This window comes from Roseomonas sp. AR75 (assembly GCF_005222815.1).
Taxonomy (GTDB): domain Bacteria; phylum Pseudomonadota; class Alphaproteobacteria; order Acetobacterales; family Acetobacteraceae; genus Falsiroseomonas.
Window position 1 is genome coordinate 597,132 of record NZ_STGB01000004.1, and the last position, 24,559, is coordinate 621,690.

General features: G+C 70.4%; 22 protein-coding genes. 8 read left to right on the plus strand and 14 right to left on the minus strand.

Annotation, left to right across the window (positions count from 1 at the left end):
• From E4T13_RS16940 to E4T13_RS16975, 8 genes are read left to right on the plus strand one after another with little or no spacing between them, the layout of a single operon-like run.
• A complete protein-coding gene (locus E4T13_RS16940) occupies positions 1 to 1,308 on the plus strand; it encodes a TRAP transporter large permease (RefSeq protein ID WP_137179465.1) in 1,308 nt (435 codons plus the stop codon).
• A 13-nt stretch (positions 1,309 to 1,321) separates the two neighbouring features.
• Positions 1,322 to 1,786 carry a nuclear transport factor 2 family protein gene (locus E4T13_RS16945; RefSeq protein WP_137179466.1) on the plus strand — a complete coding sequence of 155 codons (465 nt, stop codon included), beginning with the start codon at positions 1,322 to 1,324 and terminating at the stop codon, positions 1,784 to 1,786.
• On the plus strand, positions 1,783 to 2,499 hold the full coding sequence (locus E4T13_RS16950; RefSeq protein WP_137179467.1) for an SDR family NAD(P)-dependent oxidoreductase: 717 nt from the start codon (positions 1,783 to 1,785) through the stop codon (positions 2,497 to 2,499). The genes E4T13_RS16945 and E4T13_RS16950 overlap by 4 nt, the downstream gene beginning before the upstream one ends.
• 11 nt (positions 2,500 to 2,510) lie before the next feature.
• Positions 2,511 to 2,969, plus strand: a complete 459-nt coding sequence (locus tag E4T13_RS16955; RefSeq protein ID WP_137179468.1) for an ester cyclase — start codon at positions 2,511 to 2,513, stop codon at positions 2,967 to 2,969.
• The gene (locus E4T13_RS16960; protein WP_240791169.1) at positions 2,966 to 3,922 is read left to right on the plus strand and encodes a thiamine pyrophosphate-dependent dehydrogenase E1 component subunit alpha; all 957 of its coding nucleotides are present in this window, start codon (positions 2,966 to 2,968) and stop codon (positions 3,920 to 3,922) included. Before E4T13_RS16955 ends, E4T13_RS16960 begins: the two co-directional genes overlap by 4 nt.
• 1 nt (position 3,923) lies before the next feature.
• Positions 3,924 to 4,901, plus strand: a complete 978-nt coding sequence (locus tag E4T13_RS16965) for an alpha-ketoacid dehydrogenase subunit beta (RefSeq protein ID WP_137179469.1) — start codon at positions 3,924 to 3,926, stop codon at positions 4,899 to 4,901.
• 13 nt (positions 4,902 to 4,914) lie between these two features.
• Positions 4,915 to 5,928, plus strand: coding sequence for a thiamine pyrophosphate-dependent dehydrogenase E1 component subunit alpha (locus E4T13_RS16970; protein WP_170985036.1), 1,014 nt, complete (start codon positions 4,915 to 4,917; stop codon positions 5,926 to 5,928).
• A gap of 10 nt (positions 5,929 to 5,938) precedes the next feature.
• Positions 5,939 to 6,916 (plus strand): alpha-ketoacid dehydrogenase subunit beta, encoded by a 978-nt coding sequence (locus E4T13_RS16975; protein WP_137179471.1) that lies wholly within the window; start codon positions 5,939 to 5,941, stop codon positions 6,914 to 6,916.
• Positions 6,917 to 7,319: 403 nt separating this feature from the next.
• Here E4T13_RS16975 and E4T13_RS16980 read toward each other — a convergent pair whose 3' ends face one another.
• The 14 genes from E4T13_RS16980 to E4T13_RS17045 form a co-directional block, all read right to left on the minus strand.
• Positions 7,320 to 8,333, minus strand: coding sequence for an ABC transporter ATP-binding protein (locus E4T13_RS16980; RefSeq protein WP_137179472.1), 1,014 nt, complete (start codon positions 8,331 to 8,333; stop codon positions 7,320 to 7,322).
• A complete protein-coding gene (locus E4T13_RS16985) occupies positions 8,330 to 9,307 on the minus strand; it encodes an ABC transporter ATP-binding protein (RefSeq protein WP_137179473.1) in 978 nt (325 codons plus the stop codon). Before E4T13_RS16985 ends, E4T13_RS16980 begins: the two co-directional genes overlap by 4 nt.
• The gene (locus E4T13_RS16990) at positions 9,307 to 10,188 is read right to left on the minus strand and encodes an ABC transporter permease (RefSeq protein ID WP_137179474.1); all 882 of its coding nucleotides are present in this window, start codon (positions 10,186 to 10,188) and stop codon (positions 9,307 to 9,309) included. The genes E4T13_RS16985 and E4T13_RS16990 overlap by 1 nt, the downstream gene beginning before the upstream one ends.
• Positions 10,185 to 11,123, minus strand: a complete 939-nt coding sequence (locus E4T13_RS16995) for an ABC transporter permease (RefSeq protein WP_137179475.1) — start codon at positions 11,121 to 11,123, stop codon at positions 10,185 to 10,187. The genes E4T13_RS16990 and E4T13_RS16995 overlap by 4 nt, the downstream gene beginning before the upstream one ends.
• Positions 11,124 to 11,133: 10 nt before the next feature.
• Positions 11,134 to 12,744, minus strand: a complete 1,611-nt coding sequence (locus tag E4T13_RS17000) for an ABC transporter substrate-binding protein (protein ID WP_137179476.1) — start codon at positions 12,742 to 12,744, stop codon at positions 11,134 to 11,136.
• Between the two features lie 55 nt (positions 12,745 to 12,799).
• Complete coding sequence (locus tag E4T13_RS17005; protein WP_137179477.1) at positions 12,800 to 13,915, minus strand: mandelate racemase/muconate lactonizing enzyme family protein; 1,116 nt, start codon at positions 13,913 to 13,915, stop codon at positions 12,800 to 12,802.
• Positions 13,916 to 14,216: 301 nt separating this feature from the next.
• On the minus strand, positions 14,217 to 15,059 hold the full coding sequence (locus tag E4T13_RS17010) for an MTAP family purine nucleoside phosphorylase (RefSeq protein WP_137179478.1): 843 nt from the start codon (positions 15,057 to 15,059) through the stop codon (positions 14,217 to 14,219).
• On the minus strand, positions 15,056 to 16,363 hold the full coding sequence (locus tag E4T13_RS17015) for an amidohydrolase family protein (protein ID WP_137179479.1): 1,308 nt from the start codon (positions 16,361 to 16,363) through the stop codon (positions 15,056 to 15,058). Before E4T13_RS17015 ends, E4T13_RS17010 begins: the two co-directional genes overlap by 4 nt.
• On the minus strand, positions 16,363 to 17,673 hold the full coding sequence (locus tag E4T13_RS17020) for an FAD-dependent oxidoreductase (protein ID WP_137179480.1): 1,311 nt from the start codon (positions 17,671 to 17,673) through the stop codon (positions 16,363 to 16,365). Before E4T13_RS17020 ends, E4T13_RS17015 begins: the two co-directional genes overlap by 1 nt.
• Before the next feature lie 3 nt (positions 17,674 to 17,676).
• A complete protein-coding gene (locus E4T13_RS17025; protein WP_137179481.1) occupies positions 17,677 to 18,528 on the minus strand; it encodes an ABC transporter permease in 852 nt (283 codons plus the stop codon).
• Positions 18,529 to 19,446 carry an ABC transporter permease gene (locus E4T13_RS30900; RefSeq protein WP_137179482.1) on the minus strand — a complete coding sequence of 306 codons (918 nt, stop codon included), beginning with the start codon at positions 19,444 to 19,446 and terminating at the stop codon, positions 18,529 to 18,531.
• A gap of 15 nt (positions 19,447 to 19,461) precedes the next feature.
• Positions 19,462 to 20,970, minus strand: coding sequence for an ABC transporter substrate-binding protein (locus tag E4T13_RS17035; protein WP_137179483.1), 1,509 nt, complete (start codon positions 20,968 to 20,970; stop codon positions 19,462 to 19,464).
• Entirely contained in the window at positions 20,967 to 23,039 is a 2,073-nt protein-coding gene (locus E4T13_RS17040) for an alpha-amylase family protein (protein WP_170985037.1), read from the minus strand. The genes E4T13_RS17035 and E4T13_RS17040 overlap by 4 nt, the downstream gene beginning before the upstream one ends.
• The gene (locus E4T13_RS17045; RefSeq protein WP_137179485.1) at positions 23,036 to 24,514 is read right to left on the minus strand and encodes an amidohydrolase family protein; all 1,479 of its coding nucleotides are present in this window, start codon (positions 24,512 to 24,514) and stop codon (positions 23,036 to 23,038) included. Before E4T13_RS17045 ends, E4T13_RS17040 begins: the two co-directional genes overlap by 4 nt.
• Positions 24,515 to 24,559 lie beyond the last annotated feature (45 nt).

Sequence of the window (24,559 nt, forward strand, 5' to 3'; positions counted from 1 at the left end):
ATGGAGGCAGAGGCCGCCATCGTCCTCGCCGTCTTCCTGGGCGGTCTGGTCCTCGCACTCGCCACCGGCGCGCCGGTCGCGGTCGGGATGGGATTGATCGGCGCGATCGGCGTCGCGTTCTTCGTCTCGGTGCCCGCGGTGGCGCAGATCGCCAACCTCGCCTTCGCCGAATCGGCAAGCTTCATCCTGGTGGTGGTGCCGCTCTTCGTGCTGATGGGCGAGGTGCTCGCGCGATCGGGCATGGGCGAGGTGCTGTTCCGCGCCGCGCGCGTCTGGCTGCGCGGGCTGCCCGCGGCCTCGGCCGTCTCCACCATCGGCGCCTGCGCGATCTTCTCCTCGGTCTGCGGGTCGAGCCCGGTGACGGCTGCAACCATCGGCAGCTTCGCGGTGCCGGAGATGGTGAGGCAGGGCTACCGGCGCAGTTTCGCGCTGGGTGCCACGGCGGCGGGCGGCACGCTCGGCATCCTCATCCCGCCTTCGGTCCCGATGATCCTCTACGGCGTGCTGACCGAGAGCTCGATCGCGGAGCTCTTCGCCGCCGGGCTGTTGCCCGGCTTGATGATGGCCGCGCTGCTGGCCGCGACCGCCATGCTGGTGGCGCACTTCGACCGCGGCGCAGCGCCGCGCGAGGTCATCGAGATCAAGCCCGGCGAGCGCGGCCGGTCGCTCCGCGATCTCGTCCCCGTGCTGCTGCTGGTCGGCGGCGTGATCGGCTCGATCTATGCCGGCGTCGCGACGCCGACCGAAGCGGCGGCGGTCGGCGCGGCGGGGGCCATGCTGCTCGCGCTGTCCTGGCGGCGGCTCACCCTCGAGGTCTTCGGGGCCTCGCTCGACCGCACCGTGCGCACGACGGCGATGTTCCTGCTGCTGCTGGTCTCCGGCCTTTTCGCCACCTTCATGCTCTCCCGCCTCGGCGTGCCGCAGGCGGTGGCGGAGGCGCTCTCGGGCCTGCCGCTGCCGCCCTGGGCGGTGCTCGCCGCGATCGTCGCGACACTGGTGGTGCTGGGATGCTTCCTCGACCCGATGAGCATCCTCGTCATCATGGTCCCGATCCTGTTCCCGACCGTGGTGGCGCTGGGCTACGACCCGATCTGGTTCGGCATCATCGTCACCATCACGATCGAGATCGCGGCCATCACGCCGCCGGTCGGCTTCAACCTGTTCGTGCTGCGCGCCGCAGTCCCGGGCGCCTCCGTGGTGGAGGCCGCGCGCGGCTCGCTGGTCTTCGTGCTGCCGATGCTTATGGGCGTCGTCATCCTGTTCCTCTTCCCCGGCATCGCCCTGCTGCTGCCGGGCATGATGCGCTGAGCGAGGAGCCCCGATGTTCCGCACCCGCCTCGACGAGCTGACACGCGGGCCGTTGCAGGTGATGCCGACGCCGCTCGCCCGCGCGAACAAGGAGCTGCTGGAGCGCCACTTCGCCGCCGAATGGTCGAGCGACATCGAGGCGACGATGGCCACCATACATCCCGACGAGCCATGGCAGCGCATCCCCGCCTTCGGCACGCATGTGCGCGGCCTCGACGCCGTGCGCGACTACTACCTCAAGCGCTTCGAGAGCTGGCCGGGACCCGCGATGGAATGGTTCGACCGCACCACCGTGACGGAGAGCTGCATCATCGTGGAGGGCACGCTGCAGGTGAAGCCACGCGGCGACTTTGCGGGCATGGCGGCGGCGGGTCGCGTGCTGAGCGCGCCCTGCGTCATCGTCGTGGACTGCCGCGACAGCCTGATCCTGGGCGAGACCGTCTATCTGGACGCCGCCGCGCTGCGGGGCGGGTCATGACGGGCGTCGCGCTGGTCACCGGCGGCGCGGGCTCGATCGGCCGGGCTATCGGACGGCGCCTGGCGGCGCAGGGCCTGCATGTCCTCCTTGCCGATGTCGTGCCGCCAGCGGAGATGCCCGAAGGCTGCGCGCCTGAGCCGCTGGACGTGCGCGACGCCGGCGCGATCGCGGCGCTGCTCGACCGCGCGACGCAAGCAGGGCCGCTCGCGGCGCTCGTGCTGGCGCATGGCATCCTGCGCGAGACGCCGCCGCTCGTGCTGGCAGAGGCGCCGATGCGCGAGGTGCTGGACATCAACCTGGAGGGCGTGGCGCGCGTGCTGGCACTGGCCGCGCCGCGCATGGCCGATGGCGGGGCGATTGTCACGCTGAGCAGCGTCACGGCCGCCATGGGCCGCACCCAGGCCGCGGTCGCCTACCAGGCCTCCAAGGCGGGCGTCGAGTCGCTGACACGCAGCTATGCCGTCGCACTCGCCCCGCGCGGGGTACGGGTGAACTGCGTCGCGCCCGGCTACCTCTCGGTGCCGATGGCCGGCGACGGCGCGATGCTGCGCGCGCGCCAGGGCGGTAATGCCGCGCTCACCGCCTTCACGCCCTTCGGCCGGCTGGTGACGCCGGAGGAGGTGGCCGCAGTCGCCGCCTTCCTCTGCGCGCCCGGCTCCTCCGGCGTCTCCGGCGTGGTACTGCCGGTGGACGGCGCGCAGCGCGCCTGGTGAGGGAGGAGCGGATGGCGACACGCGCGGATTTCGACTTCTCGGCCGAGATCATCATGGCCGGCGGCGCCGCCGCGCGTCGCAACTGGGAGGTGCTGGAGGCGCACACCGTCGCCGAATGGTCCTGCGACCTGGAGGCGACGATGGCGACGATCACCCGCCGCGATCCCTTCCAGATCATGTACGCCACCGGCCTGGACGTGCGCGGCTTCGACGCGGTGCGGGAGTTCTACCGACGCCGCTTCGAGACCTTCCAGGGCCAGGGCTTCTTCGCCCGGCGCTGGGTCGTCTCCGACAGCGTCATCGTCGGCAACGGGCTGTTCCGCGGCACGCCGCGCGGCACCTTCTTCGGCACGCCCACCACCGGCAAGCGGCTCTGCCTGCCGATGACGGTATGGGTGCACTTCGAGGATGAGCTGCTGAAGGGCGAGGCGAGCTACCTCGACGGCGCCGAGGAGGTGAAGGTCTGGTGAGCGCCCTTCCCGATCCGCTCCGCCTGCATCGCTGCATGCTGCTGATTCGCGCCTTCGAAGAGCAGGTGCGCCGGTTGGCCGCGGCAGGGCTCGTGCCCGGCCTCGTGCATCTCTGCACGGGACAGGAAGCGGTGGCGGCGGGCGCCATCGTGCAACTCGGGCCGGAGGACCGGATCGCCAGCCATCATCGCGGTCATGGCCATTGCCTGGCGCGCGGGGCCGATCCTCGGCGCCTGATGGCGGAGATCCTGGGCCGTGCGCCCGGGCTTTCGGGCGGGCGCGGCGGCTCGATGCATGTCTACGACGCGGCGTCCGGCAATCTCGGCACCAATGGCATCGTCGGCGGCGCGGTGCCGCTGGCCACCGGCGCGGCGCTGGCGGCGCAGCGGCAGGGCAGCGGCGGCATCGCGGTCGCCTTCTTCGGCGACGGCGCGCTGAACCAGGGCCTCGTCTCAGAATGCATGAACATGGCCGCGGTCTGGCGGCTGCCCGTGCTCTTCCTCTGCGAGCACAACGGCTATGGCGAGTTCACCGCCAGCGCCGATGTCACCGCCGGCCCCAGCCTGCTCGCGCGCGGCGCGGTCTTCGGGATGCCGGCCGAGGAGGTGGACGGGATGGATGCGCTCGCCGTGCAGCAGGCGGTCGCGGGCGCCGCAGCGCGGGCGCGAGGTGGCGAGGGGCCCTCCTTCCTGCTCTGCCACACCTGGCGCTTCAGCGGCCATCACGCCGGCGACCGCCAGGACTACAAGGATGACGAGGAGACGCGGCGCTGGCGCGCGCGCGATCCCATCCCGCGCCTGGCCGCGCATCTACGCGCGACGGGCCTGGCCGACGATCCCGCGCTGGCCGCGATGGAGGCGAAGGCTGAGCGCATCGCGGCCGATGCCGCCGCCTTCGCACGCGCCGCGCCGGAGCCGGAGCCGGCCGCGCTGCACCAGCATCTCTTTGCCTGACATGCGCACCCTCTCCTACCGCGAAGCGGTGATCGAGGCGCTGGCGGGCGAGATGCGCCGCGACCCTTCGGTGGTGCTGATGGGCGAGGACATCGGCGCGGCCGGCGGCGTCTTCCGCCAGACCGCCGGCCTCTTCGATGAGTTCGGCGCCGCCCGCGTCATCGACACCCCGATCTCCGAAGCCGGCGCCTTCGGCATCGCGGTGGGTGCATCGATGTGCGGCCTGCGCCCGGTCTTCGAGGTCATGTTCGGCGATTTCATCACGCTGGTGATGGACCCGCTCGTGAACCAGGCGGCGAAGCTTTCCTACATGTCGGCGGGCGGCTTCTCGGCGCCACTGGTGCTGCGCACGACGATGGGTGTGGGGTCCAACCTGGGACCGCAGCATTCGCAGTCGCTGCATGCCTGGGCCTGCCACGTGCCCGGGCTGAAGGTTGCGCTGCCGGCGAGCCCCGCCGATGCGAAGGGCCTCTTCGCCAGCGCCATCCGCGACCCGAACCCGGTCGTGATCTTCGAGGACCGGATGCTCTACACGCTGCGCGGCCCGGTGCCGGAGGGCGAGCATCTCGTCCCGCTCGGCAGCGCGGCGCTGCGCCGTGCAGGCCGCGACGCGACGGTGGTGGCGACGGGGCGGATGGTGGCGCATGCGCTCGATGCCGCCGATCGCCTCGCGGGCGAGGGGCTGGAGATCGAGGTGATCGACCCGCGCAGCCTGGTCCCGCTCGACCTCGAGGCGCTGGTCGCCTCGGTCCGGCGCACGCATCGCGTGCTGGTGGTGGACGGCGGCGCGCGGCGCTACGGCGCGGCGGCGGAGATCGCGGCGGAACTCGCCGAATCCGCCTTCGACTGGCTTGATGCCCCGGTGCGGCGCCTGGCGGCGGAGGATGTGCCGATCCCGATCAGCCGCACATTGGAACCACTGGTGCAGCCCGACGCCGCGCGCATCGCGGCTGCCGTGCATGCCTTGGTCGCAGGATGAGGGGAGGTCCGTGATGGACGCCGAACAGGGCTGGCGCTTCCTGGAGACCATGCTGCTGATGCGCCGCTTCGAGGAGGCGGTCGGCACGCTCGGCGCGCGCGGCGCCTTCCCGGGCCACTACCACCTTTATATCGGGCAGGAGGCGACGGGGGCGGGCGCCTTCTCCGTGCTGCGGGAGCAGGACCGGATCGCGACGACGCACCGCAACCACGGCCATGTGCTTGCGCGCGGCGCCGATCCCGGCGCGGCGCTCGCCGAGATCCTGGGGCGGGAGGGCGGGCTCAATCGCGGCCGCGGCGGGACGATCCATCTCTGCGCCCCCGATCTCGGCTTCGTCTCCACCTCCGGCATCGTCGGCAGCGTGGTGGGTCTGGCGGCGGGCGCGGCCTTCGCCTGCAAGGGGCGCGGCGATGGCGGCATCGGCGTCGCCTTGTTCGGCGACGGAGCGCTGGAGGAAGGCATCCCCTTCGAGGCGATGAACATCGCTGCACTGTGGAAGCTGCCGCTGCTGCTGCTCTGCGAGAACAACAGCGCCGACGCCTGGGGCATGGCCAAGGGCGGCTATCCCGCGCTGGTCCATGCCGCCAACGACCTTCGCGCCATCCCAGGCGCGCTTGGCATCCCCGCGATCCGCGTAGAGGGCATCGATCCCTTCGCCGTGTGCGACGCCGTGGCCACCGCCGCAGCGCGATGCCGCGCCGGCGAGGGGCCGGTCTTCATCGAGGCGATGACGCGCCGCTGGGCCGGCAGCGCGCCGCTCTGGCCGGAACTCGCGACCGGCATCACCGATCTCGGCATGGCGACCGGCGAGACGCCCATCCCCGAAGGCCCGCACGCCGAGTGGTTCGCGCGCAACGACCCGGTGCTGCGTCTCGCGCGCCTGGTGCTGGCGCAGGGCGGTGACTCGGCTGCGCGGCTGCGAGCGCTGGACGCGGCGGTGTGCGCGCGGATCGGGGCGGCGGAGCGGTTCGCGCTCGCCAGCCCGCTGCCCGATCCCGCCACCGCGACCGACTTCACCTTCGCCTGAGGACGCCGCCATGACAGAGCGCCAGAGCTACGCACGCGCTTTCGTGGATGCGCTGCTGGAGGCGATGGAGGAGGATGCGTCGGTCAGCCTGATCGGCAGTTCGCCACTCGGCCTCGGCCCGCAGCGCGGGCTGACGGAGGAGATCCGCCGCCGCTTTCCCGACCGCGTCTTCGACCCGCCGACGGCCGAGGGCGGGATCGCCGCGCTGGGTGTGGGCGCGGCGATGGCTGGCGCGCGGCCGATCGTGGACCTGCTGACCGGCAGCTTTGGCTTCCTCGCCTGGATGCAGGTGGCGAACGAGGCGGCGGTCGCACACCTCATGTCCGGCGGGCGGCTGACCTGCCCCGTCACCTTCCACTGCCTTGAAGGCGTGCGAGGGGCCGGCGCGCCGCAGCACAGCCAGACGCTGCATGCGATGCTCTGGAACGTGCCGGGCCTGGAGATCGTGGTGCCGGCGACGGCGGCCGATGTCCACGGCTTGATGCTGACCGCGATCCGCAGCCCGAACCCGACCTTCGTCTGCGGCCATGCGAAGCTGCTGGGCCACGAGGTCGTCATGCCCGACCCGCGCGCCCCGATCCCCTTCGGCCGCGCCGACATCAAGCGTCGCGGTCGCGACGTGACGATACTCGGCATCTCCATCGGTGTGCTGCACGCCCTTGCCGCCGCCGAGGACCTGGCACGCGAAGGCATCGAGGCCGAGGTCGTGGACCCGCGCACCCTCGCGCCGCTGGACGAGGCGACCATCCTGGAGAGCGTCTCCCGCACCGGTCGCCTCGTGGTCGTGGACGAGGCGCCGCTGCGTGCGAGCGCGGCCTCCGAGATCGCGGCGATGGTGGCCGAGAAGGGCTTCCGGTACCTGCGAGCGCCGATCCGCCGCGTGGCGCGCGCGGACGCGCCGGTGCCGTTCAGCCCACCACTGGAGGCTGCGGTCACGCCGGGTCCGGCGGAGATCATCCGCGCCGTGCGAGAGGCGCTGGCGGGGTAACCTGCGACTACCGCCTGTTGGCGACTCGTCTGATCCTGCCGGCCTTCGGCCGCCGCGCGGTGGACGACATCGTACTTGTTGATGTCGCCCGCGGGCACCCCGAAGAGGACGCACGATCCTCCGAACTGCATCCCGCCGTCATCGCGGCACAGCAGGCTCGGGCTGCGAACCTTCACAGCGCACTGACAGATGGCCTTCCGGAGAGATGCCCTCCACGACCACATTCCTGCGCTCAGGACATGGAAGTGAAGCAAGTGAGCGGCCAACCAGGCCCACCTCGACATCGACGACAGATGTCTTGCCACTCCGGCAATCGTGCTGCGTCACATCGAGGTCAACTCGCACGGCCTCGTCCTCTCCTGGGAAGCGCCAGCCGTCAGCGCTGAGCCCGACATAGGGATGGTCAGGGCGAAGACGACGGCGGTGCCGCGCTGAGCGGGCTCGGCTCCGCGAAGTGGCACGCAGCCGCATGGCCCGGCTTCACCGCGCGCAGCGGCGGCCGCTCCCGCGCGCAGACCTCCTGTGCAAGCGGACAGCGCGTGCGGAAGCTGCAGCCGGAGGGAATGCGGCTCGGGCTCGGCACATCGCCCGCCAGCACGATGCGCTGGCGCGGCGCGTCCGGATCCGGTTGCGGCACGGCGGAGAGCAGCGCCTGCGTGTAGGGGTGATGCGGTGCGCGATAGACCTGCTGCTTGGGCCCGATCTCCACCACGCGGCCAAGATACATCACCACGACGCGATCTGCGATGTGGCGCACCACCGCGAGATCATGCGCGATAAACAGGTAGGAGAAGCCGTGCGCCGCCTGCAGATCCTGCAGCAGGTTCACGATCTGCGCCTGCACCGAGACGTCGAGCGCGGAGACCGGCTCGTCGGCGACAACGAAGCTCGGCCCGGCGGCGATGGCGCGCGCGATGCCGATGCGCTGGCGCTGCCCGCCGGAGAAGCTGCGGGGGAAGCGGTCCATGGCGGCGGCGGGCAGTCCGACCTGCGTCAGGATCTCGGCGACGCGGTCGCGCATCGCGCGGCGGCCGCGGACGATGCCGAAGACCTCGAGCGGCTCTGCGACGATCTGCGCCACGGTGCGCCGCGGGGAGAGCGAGCCGAAGGGATCCTGGAACACCATCTGCGCCTGGCGGCGCACCTCGCGCATCTCCCGTGCGGAGAGCGCCGCAAGGTCGCGCCCCTCGAAGACCACCCGTCCCTCGGACGGCTCGATGAGCCGCAGGATGAGGCGGCCCAGCGTGGACTTGCCGCAACCGGACTCGCCGACGACCGCCACCGTCTCGGCCCGGTCCACCGCAAGACTGACGCCGTCCACCGCGCGGACGCCGCCGGCGCTGTTGCCCCGGAGCAGGCGCCCCGGCGCGTCGAAAGTCTTGCCGATGTTCTCGACGCGGATGAGTGGCTCCCTCATCCCCGCGCCCCGGCCGTCACCCAGCAGGCCGCCCGATGCCGGTCGGCGATCTCGACCAGCGGGGGCATCTGCTCCGCGCAGCGTGCGATGCGCAACCCGCAGCGGCCGAGGAAGGGACAACCCGCCTTGACCCGGCCGGGCAAGGGCACCGAGCCTGGAATCTGGCTCAACCGGTGGCGATCGTCGTCGAGCCGTGGGATGGATTGCAGCAGGCCGCGCGTGTAGGGATGTGCGGCACGATGGAAGATCGCGCGCACCTCGCCATCCTCCACCACGCGGCCGGCGTAGAGCACGACGACGCGCTCGCACATCTCGGCGATGACGCCGAGGTCGTGCGAGATCAGCAGGATCGCGGCGCCGGTCGTGTCGCGGATCCGCTTCATCAGCTCCAGCACCTGGGCCTGGATCGTCACGTCGAGCGCGGTGGTCGGCTCATCGGCGATCAGCAGCTTCGGGTGGCAGGCGAGCGCCATTGCGATCATCACCCGCTGGCGCATGCCGCCCGAGAACTGGTGCGGATAGGCGCCGAGACGCGACGCCGGATCGGGGATGCCGACCAGGCCGAGCAGCTCGACCACGCGGGCGCGACGCGCGGCCCGGTCCAGGTCCTGATGCAGCAGCAGCGCCTCGCCGACCTGGTCGCCGATGGTCATCAGCGGGTTGAGCGAGCTCATCGGCTCCTGGAAGATCATCGCGATGTCGCGGCCGCGGATCTCCGGCATCTGCGCGGCGGGGAGGGCGAGCAGGTCCTCTCCCTGCAGACGGATCTCGCCGCCGGCGATGCGGCCGGGCGCACCGATCAGCCGCAGGATGGAGAGCGCGGTCACCGACTTGCCCGAGCCCGATTCGCCGACCAGACCGACGGCGCCGCCGGCCTCCACCTCGAAGCCGACGCCGTCCACGGCGCGCAGGGGCGCCCCCGGCTTGCCGAAGTCCACCACGAGATCGCGGACCGCCAGCAGCGGTTCGGGCATCATTGGATCTCCGGGTCGAGCAGGTCGCGCATCGCGTCGCCCAGGATGTTGAAGGCCAGCACGACGACGGTGATCGCGAAGCCCGCGCCGATGATCGGCCAGGGCGAGCCGAAGATGTTGCCGAGGCCGTCACGGATGATGTTGCCCCAGCTCGGGTTGGGCGGCTGGGTGCCGAGGCCGAGGAAGCTCAGCGAGGCCTCCAGCCGGATGGCGGAGGCCACCCAGAGCGTCGCCAGCACGACGACCGGCGCGGAGATGTTCGGCAGCACATGGCGCCAGATGGTCTTCATCGTGCCGAGGCCGACCGCGACCGCCGCCTCGATGTAGGGCTCCTGCTTCACGGCCAGCGTGGCGGAGCGCGCGACGCGGGCGAAGCCCGGCACGAAGGCCACCGCGATCACCATCACCACGTTCCAGAATCCGCCGCCGAGCACGGCGGAGACCATGATCGCCAGCAGCAGTTCCGGGAAGGCGAGCAGCGTGTCTATCAGGCGGCTCACTGTGCGGTCGATGACGCCGCCGAAGTAGCCCGCCGCAACGCCGAGCGTCGTGCCGACCACCGCGGCGATCGCCGGGGAGACCAGGCCGAAGATCAGCGAGTTGCGCGCCCCGTAGAGCAGGCGGGAGAACACGTCGCGCCCGAACTGGTCGGTGCCGAGCCAGTGCTCGGCGGAGGGATAGGTGTTGATGCGCAGGTAGCTCTGCGCCAGCGGATCATGCGGCGCCAGCCACGGCGCGGCGAGCGCCACGACGACGAAGACAAGCACGACGGCGCTGGCGACCAGCGTCGCCGGACGCTCGCGCGAGAACAGCCGCCGCAGCGCCGCGAAGCGCGGCTCCTCCGGCGCCAGGTCCTGGGCGGGTTCCAGCGCGCTGCTCATGCCTGCGCCCGGATCCGCGGGTCGATGACGATGTAGGCCAGGTCCACCAGCAGGTTCACGGTGACGACGAAGAAGGCGAAGACCACCACGCCGCCCTGGATCACCGGATAGTCGCGCTTGGCGATGGCGCTGATCAGCAACTCGCCGATGCCGGGTCGGTTGAAGATCAGCTCGATCGCGACCGAGCCGGAGAGCGTCGCCAGCAGGCTGAGGCCGAGCCCGGTGGTGACGGGCAGCAGCGCATTGCGCAGGGCGTGGCGGTAGACGACCCGGTTCTCCCGCGCGCCCTTGGCGCGCGCGGTGCGCACATAGTCCTTGCCGAGCGTCTCCAGCAGCGCGGTGCGGGTCAGCCGGCCGAGGAAGGCGGTCTTGACGAAGGCGAGCGTCAGGGCCGGCAGGAAGACGTGGTACATGCGGTCCCAGAAGCCCTCGCCGCCACCGTTGATCGGGAACCAGCCGAGGTTCAGCGCGAAGACGATCAGCAGCAGCGCGCCGAGATAGAAATCCGGGATGGCGTAGCCGATCAGCGAGAAGGCCCGCACGCCGCTGTCGGGCGCGCGGTTCCGGTGGACGGCGGCGAGCACGCCCATCGGCACGCCGAACAGCAGCCCCATGCCGGTCGCGACCAGGGTGAGCTCGATCGTATAGGGCAGGTTCTGCCCGATCAGCTGCACCACCGGCTCGCGCGTGATCATCGAGACGCCGAAATCGAGCGTCAGCATGTCGCGGACGAAGGCGAACCACTGCCAGAGCAGAGGCTGATCGAGGCCCATCTCGCGCCGGAACAGGTCGAGCTGCTCCTGCGTGGCGTATTCGCCCAGCACAACCAGCGCCGGATCGCCGGGCAGCAGCCGGAGCGCGACGAAGACGAGCGTCAGCACCAGCAGCACGGTCGGCACGGCGTCGAGCAGCCGTGCAGCGATCATCCGCGCCATGCGGCGCCCCTCAGGCGACGCGCCGTGCCCGGTTCAGCGGCCAGTAGGCATAGCCGGACTCCACCGGGAAGCCGAGGTCCACGCGCGGGTTGCGGGCGATCACGTAGGAGAGGGTGACGATCCCCAGCAGAGGCAGGTCGCGCAGCACCTGGCGCTCGATGTCCTGGATGACGGCGACGCGCCGGTCGAAATCCGGCTCGTCCAGCGCCTTCTCGATCTGCGCATCGATGCCGGGCATGGCGACCCCGTAGTGGCTGTAGTTCTCGCCGCCGCGGCCGTCGGGCTTGACCTGCGCGCGCGACAGAAGCTGCTGCAGGAAGGGCTGCCAGGGGATCGGCGGGAAGCTCGAGGAGTAGAGCGTCATCGCGTTGCGGTCGCGCCGGTTCTCGGCATGCATCGTCGCGTGGTCGATGATCCGCATGTCGAGATTGATGCCGGCCGCGCGCAGCTGTTCCTGGATCATCAGCATGATGGAGGCGTAGTCCTCACGCTGGCTGGTGAAGCAGGGGATGGTCACGCCGTTCGGATGCCCGGCTTCGGCCAGCAGGGTGCGGGCACGTGCGATGTTGTGGCCGTAGCGCAGTTCGGCGGGAAGATCCTCGTCCTTCACTGCACCGGCAAATTGCGGCGCGATGATGCCGACCATCGGTACGGAAAGGCCGGAGAAGGCGGCGGCGATCTGCGCGTTGTTGATCGCCAGCCTGATCGCCTGCCGCACGCGCAGATCGTCCAGCGGCGCGCGCGTGAGATTGAGGTGCAGCGAATTGAAGCTGCCCGGCGCGGTGGCGTCGAAGATCGTGCGCGGCGCGCGCTGGCGGATGGTGGGAATCCAGCCCGGCTGGCGCACGCCCTCGATCATGTCCACCTGGCCGGAGGCGAAGGCCAGCGTGCGCGCCGTGGTGTCGGCGATGAAGGCGATGCGCAGCGAGGGGCTGGCCGCCACGCCGCCGAAGTGCTGCGGGAAAGCGGAGAGCATCACGCCCTGGGCCGGGCTCACGCTGTCCACCTGGTAGGCGCCGGTGCCGATCGGGTCCATGTTGAAGCGCTCGGCGCCGCGCTCCTCGAAGGCCCTCTTGCAGAGGATGTTCGCCGAAAGCGTCGTCACCATGCTGCCGTTGAACAGGGGGTCGGGACGCCTCAGGTGGAAGCGCACCGTGTAGCGGTCCGGTGCCTCGATGCGCTCCAGATTCGCGAACAGCGCCTTCTGGTTGGTGACGATCGAAGGGTCGAGCTGGCGGCCGTAGGTGAAGGCCACGTCCTCCGACGTCATCTCGCCCTGGCCCTTGTGGAACTGCACGCCGCGGCGCAGCCGGTATGTCCAGGTGCGGGCGTCGGCAGAACTCTCCCAGGCTTCGGCGAGGCTGGGCCGGAAATCCCCGGGGCGCACCGCGAAGGTGCCGTCCTCCGCCTTCACCAGCGTGTCGAAGACCTGCCGGATCGCCCAGGAATCGCCGCCGGTCAGCGCGGTCTTCTGCGGGTTGAGGCCGGTGGGCGCGCGCGAGGCGAGCGCGATGGTGATCGGTCCAGCCTGCGCCTCCGCGGGCTGCGCGGCGCCGAGCCCGAGCGATGCGGCGCCGAGCGCGGAGGCCTGCGCCAGAAGGCCCCGTCGTGAGGTGGTCATGCGTCTCTCCCCTTGCGCGCCGTGTTTCCCGGTGAGGTCCGGCGTTTGATCCTGATCAGATGGCGAGCGGGATCTTGCGTCGCTCCATCTCCGCGGCGTCGAAGTCCATCCCGAGGCCAGGCGACGTCGGCACGGTGAAGATCCCGTCCTTGGGCTCCGACGGGTTCACGAAGATGGCGCCCGCGCGTTCCCAGTTGTCCGCAAGCTCGACCGGCTTGGCCAGGTGCATCACCGTCGAGAGCAGGTGCAGATTGGCGAGGTGCCCTATGGAGGGCTGCGTCTGGTGCGGCACGAATTCGACGCCATGCGCATGCGCCAGCGCCGCGCACTGCATCATGCCGGTGATGCCGCCCATCTTCACGATGTCCGGCTGCACCATGCGGACGCCCGCGTTGATCAGGTCCTTCAGCCCCTGCAGCGTGTAGGTCTGCTCTCCGGCCGAGACGGTGATGTCGAGCCGCTGCGCAACCTCGCCCATGGAGGCGATGTGATAGTGCTGCACCGGTTCCTCGAACCAAGTGTAGCCGAGATCCTCGAGCGCGCGGCCGACGCGCATGGCGCCACCGACCGAGTAGCCGTTGTTGGCGTCGAACCCGATGACGAAGTCGTCGCCGAGCAGCTTGCGCACTGCGCGCGCCTTGGCGATGTCGCCCTTGATGTCCACGTCCACCTTCGTGCGGTCGCCGTCCCAGCGGATCTTCACCGCCGCAGGCTTCTCCTTCGCCACACGCCGCTCCACGACCCGCAGTACTTCGTCTACGCTGCGCCAGGCATTGCCGCCGATCGAGGCGTAGCAGGCGAGTTGGGTCCGCCAGGCGCCGCCGAGCAGCTTATGGACCGGAAGTCCCAGGCGCTTGCCCTTGAGATCCCATAACGCGATATCGAGCGCCGCCAGCGCGCCCGTGACGGCGCCTTCGGGCCCGAGCTTGATGAGCTTGTGGAACAGCGTGTCGAGCAGGACGGCATGGTCGAACGGGTCCTTGCCCGCCAGAACCGGCGCCATGTGCTTCGCGATGATGACCAGCGAGGCAAGCCCGCCTTCCATGGGCGAGGCTTCCCCGAGCCCCACCAGCCCGTCATCCGTTTCGATCCGGACGAAGGCGCTGCGCGCACCCTGCTTTCCGGGCTCGCCCCATCGCACCTGGAACGGCTCGACCGCGCTGATCTTCATGGATGTCCGCGTCCTCCAGGCATGGACACTGGCATTGCCTCCTCGCCGCGACAATAGATTCCTCGTTCGTCTCTGATCTCGACCGGCACGGCGCGAGCAGCGGGGGAGGATTACTTGCGCCACCCGGATGGCGGCGGCGGCCGCAGTTGCACGCCGCGACAGTGGGAGCCACGGCGCGGACGCCCCTGGTGCGCGACTTCAGAACCGATCGGGCGATCTCGGTCTGTCGGCGCCGAGGGCGAGAGTGGGTCGCTTCGAAGGATCATGACGACAATGCGTGAAAGCCACGAGGACCCCTCGCTCAGCGGTCCAGGCTGGTGTCGCGCAGCCAGGGCGGCGGGCTGCCGTGGAAGGCACCGCTCAGCGCGGTCCGGCAACCGCACCCGGCGGCCGGCAAGGCCCTGACCGCGGCCATCGCCTCGATCAGGATCCGCTCAATCAGGTCGTGCAGCCCGCCGCTGTAGTAGACATCGTTCATGCTGCCGGGCCCGAAATGGATGACGGCCGGCGCCATCCCGGCGCCGTAGTTGATCACGGGCGCGATGGAGGCGAAGCACAACTCGGCCTCGCGCGCCATCACGACCTCCGGCACGAGCGGCGTTCCGACGATATCCGCGCCTTCAAGGCGCAGCGCGCGGATCTCCGCCGGCGTCTCGAAGCGTGGTCCCTCGGTGCAGGCGAAGACGCCGCGCGGGATGACGCGATCACTGAGGCGGGACGCGGCGCCGATCAGCGCGCCGCGCAGCCGCGGGCAGAAGGGCTCGGTCATGTCCACGCGCACCCAGCATTCGCAATCGTCGAACAACGAGAGGGGCCGGTTCTTCGTGCGATCCAGCACATCGTCGCTGATCACGATGTCGCCGGGGCGGATCGCCATGTTCACCGAGCCGATGGCGTTCTGCGACACAACGTCCCGCACGCCGAGTTCGCGCAGCGCCCAGATGTTGGCGCGGAAGTTGATGCGATGGCTTGGCAGCGTGAGGCCGGCACCGTAGCGCAGCAGCACTGCCGCCTCGTGCCCGCCGATGCGGCCGGTGAGGATCGAGGCTTCGCCGAACGGCGTCGCCACGCGATGTTCGCGCCGGTCCTGCAGCAGCGTCTCGGAGGCCGCGCTGGTGATCAGGCCGATGGGGGCGTCGCTCATGCCGGAAGGGCCTCGCAATACAGGCGGGAGATGCGGGCGCGCAGCGCGGCTTCGTCCACGCGAAGCAGGCGGCCATCGACGAAGACGGTTTCGCCGGCGACCAGGACCTCGCGCACATGCTGCGGCCCGGCGCGGAAGACCAGGTCCGACAGCACGCGATGTGGCGTCAGTCCAAGCGGATGATCGAGGTCCAGGACCACGAGGTCCGCCTGCTTCCCCGCTTCCAGGCTGCCGATCTCGTCGTCCCAGCCGAGCACGCGCGCGCCCTCGATGGTGGCCATCGCGAAAGCATCCGCGGCGGTCAGTGCGTAACCGTCCAGGCTGGTGGCGCGGGCCAGCAGCACGCCGAACTTCATCTCTGCGAAGATGTCCTGCGCGTTGTTCGACAGCATCCCGTCCGTGCCGAGGCCCACCGGCACGCGGCGCGCGCGCATCGCCTTCACCGGGGCGATACCGCTGGCAAGCTTGGCATTGCTGATCGGGTTGTGCGCCACGCCCGCGCCGGAGGCTGCAAGCAGGTCCAGCTCCTCCTCGTCGAGCCAGACGCAATGGGCGAGGATGCTGTTGCGATCGAGCAGGCCGAGCCGGTGCAGATGCCGCAGCGGCGTGGTGCCGTGGCGCTCGATGATCATCTCCGTCTCGCGCCGGTTCTCCGCGAGGTGGATGACGAAGGGCAGGCCGTGGCGTTCCGCCGCATCCTTCACCTCGCGCAGCAGTTCCGGCGTGCAGTTGTAGGGCGAATGGGCCCCGAGATAGTGGCGGCAGAGGCCGTTGCCCGACTGCGCGCGCATTGCCTCAAGCGTCTCCTCCAGCGCCAGCGGCCAGTTCGGGCGGCCGGCGCTGCGCAGGCTGGGCGAGTTCGCCAGCGCGCCGCTCAGTGAACGCATTCCCATCCCGCTCGCCACTTCGCCGAAGATGCCGGCACCGAAGCGCGTGCAGTCGCAGACGGTGGTGACGCCGTTGCGCAGCATCTCCGCCACCGCGATGGCGCTGCCCCAGCGATTGTCCTCGAGCGTCAGATGCGCGGTGGTGGGCGCGAGCGCCGCGGCCCATTGGAACAGGTCGCCCTCGTCGCAGCAGCCGCGATGCAGGCTCATGCCGCCATGGGCGTGGGTGTTGATCAGGCCGGGGATCACCACGCGGCCGCCCAGGTCGCGTTCCGCAGTACCCTCCGGCTGCTCGGGCATCGCGGCCACCGGCCCGACCCAGGCGATGCGGCTGCCCTCCAGCACCAGGGCGCCATCGGGGATGAAGCCGTCCGGCAGGCCGGTGCACAGGAACAGGTTGCGCAGGACGCTGCGCATCAGATGAGCGCACCGTTGCGCAGCAACTCGCCACGCAGCGCCTCCACATCCAGCTTCCGTGGCATGACGCGCTTTCCGAGGCTCAGCGCCGCCGCGGTCCCCGCCGCCTGGCCCATCGCCATGCCCGGCCCCATCACGCGCACCGACGCCTGCCCATCATGCGTGGCGGAGACGCATCGGCCGGCCAGCAGCAGCCCATCCACCTCCAGCGGCAGCAGGCAGCCATAGGGCACATGGTAGTAGTCGTCGCCCGGCAGATGCAGGCGCACCGTCTCCATGTTGGGCGTGTGGTCCTCGATCGGCCAGGAACTGCGGCAGATCGCGCTGTCGAAGTGCCGCGCGCCGAGCACGTCCTCGCGCGTCAGCACGTATTCGCCCATGATCCGCCGCGTCTCCCGCACGCCGAGCTGGGGAGCGATGGCATCCACATGCGCCTCCTCAAACCCCGGCACGTATTTCTGCAGGAACTTCGCGAACAACCCGACCTGGCGGCGACCTTCCAGCGTGCCATTGGTCAGACTCCACGGGTCGGTGCCGTCCACGCCATGCACGCGGCTCATGTTCACATGCACCTTGCCCTTCGGAGGGATGGGCGAGAAGGAGCCGCTGACGCGCGGGAAGCTGAATTCGCCGCGCTGCTGAGTCTCGATCAGCAGGCGTCGGATCTCGCTCTCGGGGAAGGCCATGGCCCGCTCGATGTCCACGCCGCCCATGTAGAAGACCATGGTCGGCGCCTGCATCACCTCGCTCTTCTCATATGGCGCGCCGCAGAGCGCCGCGACGTCGCCATCGCCCGAGGCGTCGATCACCCGCCGCGCGAGGATCGCTTCCCGTCCGCCCTTGTGCTCCACGACCACGCCGCGGATCACGCCGTCGCGGATCAGCACTTCCGACATCACGGTATGCAGCAGCAACTCGACGCCGGCCTCCTGCAGCCAGTCGTCGAGCACCAGCTTGAACATCTCGTGGTCCACCTGGAAGCGGTGGCGGTACTTGTAGCCCGCGCCGATGCGCTCCAGCCGCTGCATCGCCTCGTGCGGGATCCCGCCGACGAGGAGCTGGTGCGTGGAGTCCGGCCCGCAGGTGTAGACGCCGCAGAACACGCCGACCATGGCGGCGGTCGCGGTGCCCCCGAGGAAGCCGTAGCGATCCAGCAGCAGCACCTTCGCTCCGGCGCGCGCCGCGGCGACGGCCGCCGCGCAGCCGGAGGTGCCGCCGCCGACCACCAGCACATCCACCTCGCGCGAGACAGGCAAGGTGCGCGCGGGCTCCAGGATGCTGCCGGCGGCAGGATCGAAGGCGATGGCCATGGCTCAGTTCTCCACCTGCGAGAGGCGCGGGTCCAGCATGTCCCGCAGCCGGTCACCAACCAGATTGATGCCGATCACAGTGAGGAACAGCGCGAAGCCGGGCATCGCCGCCACCCACCACGCATTCGCCACGTAGTTGCGCCCATCCGCGATCATCGCGCCCCAGGTCGGGATGGAAGGCGGCACGCCGAGGCCGAGGAAGCTCAGCGAGGATTCGAACAGGATCATCTTCGCCACCAGCAGCCCGCTGATCACGGTGACGGAGGACATCACGTTCGGCAGCAGGTGACGCGTGACGATGCGGATGGGCCGCGTGCCGGCGGCCTGTGCGGCCAGCACGAAGTCCAGGTTCCGCAGCACGAGGCATTCCGCGCGCACCACCCGCGCATACTGCACCCAGTTCGCCACGCCGAGCACCAGGATGAGGTTCAGCAGGCTCGGCCCGAGCACTGCCACGACGGCAAGCGCCAGGACGAGGAAGGGAATGGCGAGCTGCACATCGGCGACCGCCATGAGCGCGCGGCCGACGCCCCGGTCGTCATAGCCTGCGGCGAGACCCGCGGAGACGCCGACCAGGGCCGAAACCACCATCGCCGAGACCCCGACCAGCATCGACACCCGCGCGCCGACGATCAAGCGACTGAGGATGTCGCGCCCCAGCGCGTCGGTGCCCAGCCAGTGCGCACCCTCCTCGCCTTGCGACAGTGGCGGCAACAGGCGGGACATGATGTCCTGCGCATCGGGGTCGTGCGGCGAAATCGCCGGGCCGAGGATGGCCGCGGCGAGCGCAACCAGCACGATCGCCAGACCAGTCGCGGCGGGCAGGCTGCGGAGGAAGCGCCGAAGAACGTCCATTCAGCGCCGCCTGATCCGCGGGTCCAGAAGCGCATAGAGGATGTCGACCAGCAGGTTGATGCTGACGATCAGCACGGCCATGAACACGACGAAGGCCTGAACGACGGTGAAGTCGCGGTTGGTGATTGACTGGATCGCCAGACGCCCGATGCCGGGCCAGGCGAAGATCTCCTCGGTGATCACGGCGCCGCCCAGCAGCGCGCCGACCTGCAGACCGACCACGGTGATCGTGGGAATGGCGGCATTGCGCAACGCGTGGACGAAGATCACCGTGCCCGATGCCAATCCCTTCGATCGCGCGGTGCGGATGTAGTCGGACTGCAGCACCTCGATCATCGAGGAGCGCAGGAGCCGCGTGATGATCGCGGTGGAATAGGCGGCCAGCGCCATCGCCGGCATCACCAGGTTCTGCCAACCGCCGCGGCCCGAGGGCGGCAGCAATTGCCACGTCTCGGACAGCAGCAGGATCAGCATGATCGCCAGCCAGAACACCGGAAAGCTCTGCCCGACCAGCGAGAACAGCAGACCCGCCCGGTCCGCCACCCGTCCCCGCTGGACGGCCGTCAGGATGCCAAGAGGCACGGCGATCGCCAGCGAGAGCGCCAGCGCGGCTGCACTCAGTTCCAGCGTTGCCGGCAGTCGCTCCAGCACCAGACCCATCGCCGGCTGCTCGTAGCGGAGCGACAGGCCGAAATCGCCGCGCAGGGCGTTGCCGAGGAAGTCGAGGAACTGCAGCGGCAGCGGGCGGTCGAAGCCCATCAGATGCCGCACGCGCTGGATCTCCTCCAGCGTCGCCTCGGGCGGCAGGAACAGGGCGGTCGGATCGCCGCCGAGCCGGATCAGGAAGAACACCGCCACCGCGACGCCGAAGACGACTCCGACGGCGTGCAGCAGCCGCGTGACCAGGAAGGCCAACACGTCAGACGTGCATCCTCAGGTGAAGCGCGCCTGCCGCAGGTTGATCATGCCGTCGGTGCGCGGCGCCCAGTCGAGGTTCGCGGCCAGACCGTACAGCAGCGGCGGCTGCAGCATCGGCAGGAACGGCGCGTCCTCGTGGATGATCTCGCGTGCCTGGGCATAGATGCGGCGGCGCTCCGCGGGGTCGATGGTGGAGCGGCCCTGCTGCAGCAGCGCATCCAGCTGCGGGTTGCTGTAGTAGCTCTGGTACTGGCCGGTCACCAGCAGCGGATACCACACCAGGTCCGGATCGCGCCCGCTCCAGCCGCCGAAGATCAGCCCCTCGCGCCCCTTGCGCTCCGACACCTGCGCCCAGACGCCGGGCTCCAGGTAGTTCGCGTTCACGCGGATGCCGACCCGGCGAAGATAACCGATCGACGCCTCCATGATCTCGAAATCCTTGAGATACCGGCCGCGGCGCGAGGTCAGCGGAATGGTGAAGCCGTCGGCGTAGCCGGCCTCGGCGAGCAGCGCGCGCGCACGCGCGGGGTCATAGGGATAGGGCTTCCAGGCCGGGTCGTAGGCGAAGGCGTCGGTCGGCAGCACCGTCGCGATGCGCTGCCCGAGGCCGCCGAGCAGCGCGCGCTGGATCGCGTCCACGTCGATCGCGTGGTTGATCGCCTGGCGCACGCGCCTGTCCTTCAACGGCGTGTCGCGGGTGGTGTCGAAATGGAAGAAATAGAGGAACTCGCTGGCGATGTTCGCGACCTTGGTGCTTCCACCCTGCAGGCCCGGCATGTCTTCCGGCGTGATGTCCGCGACGATATGCGCCCCGCCGCTGCGCAACTCTGCGATTCGCGTGCGCGGCTCGCGGATCGGGCGGAAGATCACGCGGTCCATCGCAGGCCTGCCGCCCCAGTAGTCCGGGTTCGCCTCCAGCACCACGCGGTCGTCGCGTCGCCATTCGACGAACCGGAAGGGGCCGGTACCGACCGGCGTCGCGGCCAGCTTCTCGGCGGCCTCGCCGGGCGGAACGATCATTGCCGCGAAGGAGGCTTCGTAGAGCGAGAACAGCATGGTGGGGAAAGGCGCGGCGGTCTTGAAGTCCACCGTATGGCGGTCCACCACCTGCACGCTGCGGATGGCGGCGATGCGCGAGCGGTAGGGCGCGCGGAATTCCGGGTTCAGCGCACGGTCGAAGGTGAACTTGACCGCGTTTGCGTCGAAGTCCTGGCCGTTGTGGAACTTCACGCCCTGCCGCAGCACGAAGCGCCAGGTCGTCGGGTCCGGGTTGGACCAGGACAGGGCGAGTGCCGGCTTGAATTCGCCCTTCTCGTCCATCGTGACGAGGCCGTCGTAGATGGCGAACATGACGTTGGCCGTGGGGAAGGCCGAATGGCGCGCCGGGTCCATGGTCAGCGCGTCGTTCTGTTGCGCGATGACAAGCGTGCGGCCCTGGGCCTGCGCCGCCACGCGGCTGCCCGGGGCGAGCATGGAGGCCGCAAGGCCACTTCCCAGCAACGGCGCGAAATCTCGACGCTTCATGTCGGAAGCCCCTCTGACGGTGTTGTTGGAGTCCCTGGCGCCTCGGCGAGCAGCGCGATCGCCGCAAATCCGCCTAGCCGGGTCAGCGATATGACAGTTTCATCGCCGTCCCGCGTCAAGGCCAGGGGGGCTGTGTCGCCGTCGAGGCGAATGGCGGCGGCCACCGGCCAGCCCAGGTGCAGGGTGAAGCCGGCCAGCGGCACGAGCTCCGACAGCCCCGCCCCCTGCGGGGCGGCGTTGTTGATGAGATGCAGCAGATGGCCGCGCGGAGACGCATACAGGATGGTCTCCACCGCACCCGGCGCGTCGCTGCGGATCGGCGGCGGCCCGACGAGGCCCTCCACCACCAGCCCGATCAGGCGGCGGTAGTCGAGGATGGCGTGGCGATGGAACAGGGCGCCCGGCTGCCAGGGCAGCCAGCTGGCCCGCCCTCGGCGCAGCAGGCCCGGCAGCGTGCCCGGCCTCCCCACGCTGGTGAACTCCGGCGCGTTGTTGGCGAAGGGGCCGATCAGGCGCAGATCGGCCTCGGTATCCGGCAGGTCGGGCGACCAGAAGCGGCCGGCGGCGCCGAGATGCGGCGCGCCACAGAACGCTTCGCGCAGGCGCGCCGAGCCGAGCGCGAAATAGGCGCCCGCGACATTCCGCGCCGCGCCAGGCAGCGCCGGCAGGCAGCGCAGCGCCGGCGATGCACGCGCGTGTCCATCCGCATCGCAGGCGCCGGTGTCGCCGGTGACGAGCAGCGCGCCACCGGCGGCGACGAAGGCGTCGAGCGCTGCGGCGTCCGCATCCGACAGGCAGCAGACAGCGGGCAACACCACCAGCGCGTAGCGCGCCAGCGCGGCCGGTGTCAGGCCATCGGCCGGCAGGATGTCAAGCGGATGACGAAGCTGCGTCAGCGCCTCGTAAAGGCCGCGATACTCCGCCAGGTGTCCCTCGCCCGCCGGGTCGCCGGCCGGCCGGCCGGCATCCTCGCCCCACAGCACGCTGTCCTCCGAGCGGACCATCGCGATGCGCGCGACGGAGCGCAGGTCGCGGTACCAATCCTCCACGCCGGCGCGCCAACGCCCGAAGCCAGCCATCACCGGCACGGCACGCGGATCGTCCTGCGTCGCGACGCGGCCGTTCACCGCTGGGCAGGTCCCGGCGCCATGCGCCGCGGCCTGCGCCATGTTCCGTAGCATGCGCGCCGCGGGCATGGCGGTCTGGCGGCTGGCGAAGAATCCCGATGCTGTCTGGATCAGCAGCGACGCCGCCTGCGGCTTCACCGCTCGCGCCAGCAGCGCCTCCTCGGCCGCCCAATGGTTCCAGATCGGCTGCGGGTCCACCGGGTTCGGCAGTTCCGGGTTGGAGATCTGCGAACTCACCATGCCGGAGGCTTCCGCCATCGCGCGCATGTCCCAGCCGTCGCGCACATGGTGATAGGGCACCAGCACCGCATCCGGCCGCAATGCGCGGATCAGTTCCGCCATGCCGCGGACCGCCTCGGCGAGGAACCGGCGCCGCCAGCCTTCATGCGCGGGACTGCGCGTGCCGGGCGGCGGGACGTCGCCGCCGGTGGCCTCCCGAACCAGGTGGCGGCAGCGCGCGCACCAGCAGCGGGGCACGTGGAGGTAGTTGTAGAAGAAGCCGTCCACCGGATAGCGGGCCAGGATCTCCGCCAGGATCGCCGGGTTCTGCTCGCGCCAGAAGGGGCCGGTGGCGCAGATCTGCGGCATCTCCCACACTGTGGCGAGGCTGCCGTCGGGGCGATGGACGAACCAGTCGGGATGCCGGGCCGCAAGCTCGGGCCTGCCCTTGCTGATGTCCATCCGCGCCAGCACACGGATGCCGCGGCGCCGCGCGGCCTGCACGATGCCGCCCAGCACGTCGCCCTGCAGATGCGGGTTGCGCGGCTGCGCGTCGATCCCGGTCGGGTACCATGCGGAGAAGCCGCCGCCCATGCAGATCGTGCCGGTCGCACCCATCGCCGCGACCTCCTCGACCACGGCGGCCGGATCGAGCCCGATCGCGTCCACTTCCCGCAGCAGGTGCTGGAAGAAATGGCGCGGCTGGCTTGTCCACCCGCTCACGCGCAGCATCCCCGATGCAGACGCGCATACATGCGGCGGATGGGGCGTTCGAGCGCCGCCGCATCGGCCAGCACGCCGGCATTGTCGCGCAGGCGCTTTTCCGCCAGCGCCTGGGCCTCGGCCCAGATCGCGCCTTCGTCGAGCGTGGTGCAGCGGCCATGGCGCAGCACCGCGCGGCCCGCGACCAGCACCGTGTCCACCGCGGCACCGCTCTCGCCAAGGACGAGTTGCCGCACCGGATCCAGCAGCGGCGAGAAGGCAGGCGACGCCAGACGCAACAGCGTCAGATCCGCCGCCATGCCCGGGGCGATGCGACCGGTGACCGCGCCCAGGCCGAGCACATCCGCGCCACCCGCCGTGGCCATTGCCAGCACCTCACCCGGCGAGACCCACGCCTCCGGCATCGGCGATTTCTGCCGCGAGAGCAGGGTCGCGGCCTTCATCGTCTCGATGAGGTTGTTGCTGTCATTGCAGCATGCGCTGTCCGTGCCGAGCGCCAGTCGCAACCCGACATCGCGCATGCGACGAAGACCGAAGACGCCGCTGCCCAGCCGCGCATTGGAGACGGGGTTGTGCACCACGGCGGCACCGGCTTCCGCCATCAGCTCGGCATCTCCCGGCTCCAACCAGAGCGCATGGGCGAAGCTCGAGCGCGGCCCGAGCAGGCCGAGCCCATTCAGATGCGCCACCGCGCCGCGGCCGTAGAGGCTGAGGCAAAGCTCCCGCTGCGGCCTGGTCTCCAACAGGTGCATGTGCAGCGCCAGCCCGTGCCGCGCCGCAAGCTCCCCGGCCGCGCACAGCAGCGCGTCGGAACAGCGTTGCGGGGCGGAGGGACCCGGCGCGACGGAGAGCCTTGCCTCGTGCCCGTGCCAGTCGCGGATGAACGCTTCCAGGAGCGCGATCTGCTCGGCCGCCGGCATGGCGGGGCGATGGCCGTAGGCGGCGATGTCGGCGCCGTCCAGGTCGTCCTCGGTCAGCGGCATGGTATCGGCCACGGCGCGATCGGCCATCACTGGTGCGATCACCGCGCGCATGCCCGCATCGCGATAGGCCTGCGCCACGGCATCCATCGTCTCCGGCGCCATGGCGGGCGAGAAGCGGATATGGTCCAGGACGGTGGTCGCGCCGGCGCGCAGCATCTCCACGCAGCCGAGAAGGGCCGCGAGATACACTTCTCGCGGGCTCCGCCGCTCGCGCCCCGCACTGGAATGCAGGGACCAGAGCTCGAGCGGCAGATCCGGGGCGGTCCCGCGGATCAGGTTGTCGGGCGAATGCGTATGGGCGTTGACCAGCCCGGGGACGCACAGCATGCCGCGCGCGGCAAGGACCACCTCGCCGGGTGCGTGCTGGGGCGGCGAGTCGTGCAGCGCCGCGATGCGGCCGTGGCGCAGCTCAAGGCTGCATGTGCGACCTTGCCAGTTGCCGGCGGCATCGTGGACGAGGCACAGCGCATCCACCAGCCAAGTGACTTGCATCGTCTCGATGCCTCCGCGCGCCGCAACAACTCTAGAACGAAGGCC

Bases quoted from the DNA above. Each gene is read 5' to 3' on its own strand.
- E4T13_RS17010 (WP_137179478.1), bottom strand. From the start codon at position 15,059: ATGAGCGACGCCCCCATCGGCCTGATCACCAGCGCGGCCTCCGAGACG.
- E4T13_RS16965 (WP_137179469.1), top strand. From the start codon at position 3,924: ATGCGCACCCTCTCCTACCGCGAAGCGGTGATCGAGGCGCTGGCGGGC.
- E4T13_RS16985 (WP_137179473.1), bottom strand. From the start codon at position 9,307: ATGCCCGAACCGCTGCTGGCGGTCCGCGATCTCGTGGTGGACTTCGGC.
- E4T13_RS17020 (WP_137179480.1), bottom strand. From the start codon at position 17,673: ATGGCCATCGCCTTCGATCCTGCCGCCGGCAGCATCCTGGAGCCCGCG.
- E4T13_RS17005 (WP_137179477.1), bottom strand. From the start codon at position 13,915: ATGAAGATCAGCGCGGTCGAGCCGTTCCAGGTGCGATGGGGCGAGCCC.
- E4T13_RS16940 (WP_137179465.1), top strand. From the start codon at position 1: ATGGAGGCAGAGGCCGCCATCGTCCTCGCCGTCTTCCTGGGCGGTCTG.
- E4T13_RS16975 (WP_137179471.1), top strand. From the start codon at position 5,939: ATGACAGAGCGCCAGAGCTACGCACGCGCTTTCGTGGATGCGCTGCTG.
- E4T13_RS16995 (WP_137179475.1), bottom strand. From the start codon at position 11,123: ATGGCGCGGATGATCGCTGCACGGCTGCTCGACGCCGTGCCGACCGTG.
- E4T13_RS17045 (WP_137179485.1), bottom strand. From the start codon at position 24,514: ATGCAAGTCACTTGGCTGGTGGATGCGCTGTGCCTCGTCCACGATGCC.
- E4T13_RS16980 (WP_137179472.1), bottom strand. From the start codon at position 8,333: ATGAGGGAGCCACTCATCCGCGTCGAGAACATCGGCAAGACTTTCGAC.
- E4T13_RS16945 (WP_137179466.1), top strand. From the start codon at position 1,322: ATGTTCCGCACCCGCCTCGACGAGCTGACACGCGGGCCGTTGCAGGTG.
- E4T13_RS16955 (WP_137179468.1), top strand. From the start codon at position 2,511: ATGGCGACACGCGCGGATTTCGACTTCTCGGCCGAGATCATCATGGCC.
- E4T13_RS16970 (WP_170985036.1), top strand. From the start codon at position 4,915: ATGGACGCCGAACAGGGCTGGCGCTTCCTGGAGACCATGCTGCTGATG.
- E4T13_RS17000 (WP_137179476.1), bottom strand. From the start codon at position 12,744: ATGACCACCTCACGACGGGGCCTTCTGGCGCAGGCCTCCGCGCTCGGC.
- E4T13_RS17035 (WP_137179483.1), bottom strand. From the start codon at position 20,970: ATGAAGCGTCGAGATTTCGCGCCGTTGCTGGGAAGTGGCCTTGCGGCC.
- E4T13_RS16950 (WP_137179467.1), top strand. From the start codon at position 1,783: ATGACGGGCGTCGCGCTGGTCACCGGCGGCGCGGGCTCGATCGGCCGG.
- E4T13_RS17015 (WP_137179479.1), bottom strand. From the start codon at position 16,363: ATGCGCAGCGTCCTGCGCAACCTGTTCCTGTGCACCGGCCTGCCGGAC.
- E4T13_RS16990 (WP_137179474.1), bottom strand. From the start codon at position 10,188: ATGAGCAGCGCGCTGGAACCCGCCCAGGACCTGGCGCCGGAGGAGCCG.
- E4T13_RS17025 (WP_137179481.1), bottom strand. From the start codon at position 18,528: ATGGACGTTCTTCGGCGCTTCCTCCGCAGCCTGCCCGCCGCGACTGGT.